Here is a 1,372-nt window from a genome sequence, read left to right on the forward strand (position 1 = left end):
GAGTGCAGTACCTGTCCGGGGGGTGCGCCCAGGAACGCCACCGAGGCGCCGACCAGGCGATCGCTCTCGTAGGCTCCGGCCACGTAGTTGCCCGCGTGCGACAGCGCCCGCATCATCTCCACCGTGACGGGCGCGCTCCCCGGGTCGAAACGCCAGATGCCGTCGAACAGCTTCATGACGTCCTCGAGCTCCTCGATGAAGTGGAGCTCGCGCAGCACCGCGCCGGTCACCTGAGCACCGCCTGGACCAGACCGGTCAGCAGTGTCGTACGGCCGGGCATCTCGCTCACGACCACGTGCTCGCTGTCGGCGTGGGCGCCGCCGCCCACCGCGCCGAGTCCGTCGAGCGTCGGGCAGCCGACGCCGGCGGTGTAGTTGCCGTCGGAGGCTCCGCCCACTCCGACACCGGTGAGGGGGGCGAGCCCGAGGTCGGCGGCGATCCGCTGGGCGACGGTGAACAGGGCAGCCGAGGAGGCTTCCTCCAGGGGAGGGCGGTTCGGGCCCCCGCTCACCTCCAGCCTGGTCCCGGCGAGCCGGGGGGCCAGGGCGCGCATCAGCTCGTCGACCCGTTCCTGCGCGGCGAGGGTGGGCACCCGTACGTCCACCGACACGCGAGCCAGCGCGGGCACGGTATTGACCGTGGTCCCGCCCAACAGCGCCGTCGGCGTGACGGTGGTCGTCCCCAGGGATCCCGGCGAGGTCCCGGTCTCCTGCGTTCCGGCCTCCCGCGTTCCGGCCTCCCGGATCCCGGCTTCCCGTGCTCCGGTCTCTCGTGCTCTGGTTTCCTGTGCTCCGGCCTCTCGCGTCCCGGTCTCTCGTGCTCTGGTTTCCTGTGCTCCGGCGACGAGTGACGCCTCCGACGTTGGCCTGCCTGGAAGGTCGCCGTTCACCCGGTCGGCGATCCCGGCGATGGCGAGGATCTGGTGGGCCAGTTCGATGCCGGCGTTCGCGCCCTTCTCCGGGTCGAGCCCCGCGTGCGAGGCCCTGCCGTGCACCATGAGCTCGTAGATCGAGATGCCCTTGCGGGCGACCTTGAGCGCGCCGCCGTCGGCGCCGGCCTCCAGCACGAACGCGGCCGCGCATTCGCGCGCCGTCTCCTCGATCAGCGTGCGCGAGGACGGCGAGCCGACCTCCTCGTCCCCGGTGACCAGTACGCACACCCCGTCCAGCGACGGCAGCGCGGTCAGCGCGTGGAATGTCTGCACCAGCCCCGCCTTCATGTCGAACACGCCCGGCCCGCGGGCGATGCCGTCCACGAGCGACCAGGGAATCCTCGTCAGCGTCCCGACCGGCCAGACCGTGTCGTGATGGCCGAGGATCAGGACCCGGGGGGTGCCGAAGCTCCACCGCAGGTGGGTGACCCCGTCGATCAC

1 protein-coding gene and 1 pseudogene are annotated in these 1,372 nt (G+C 72.0%); both read right to left on the reverse strand.

Annotation, left to right across the window (positions count from 1 at the left end; translation table 11 throughout):
- A pseudogene (locus CHC08_RS47865) lies at positions 1-230 on the reverse strand (GNAT family N-acetyltransferase); the annotation flags it as partial.
- Positions 227-1,372: M20/M25/M40 family metallo-hydrolase (locus CHC08_RS47870; RefSeq protein ID WP_089213966.1), on the reverse strand; the 1,146-nt coding region annotated here is incomplete at its 5' end. The gene CHC08_RS47870 and the pseudogene CHC08_RS47865, both read right to left, overlap by 4 nt.

It is taken from the genome of Streptosporangium subroseum (assembly GCF_900188345.1).
Classification (GTDB): domain Bacteria; phylum Actinomycetota; class Actinomycetes; order Streptosporangiales; family Streptosporangiaceae; genus Streptosporangium; species Streptosporangium subroseum.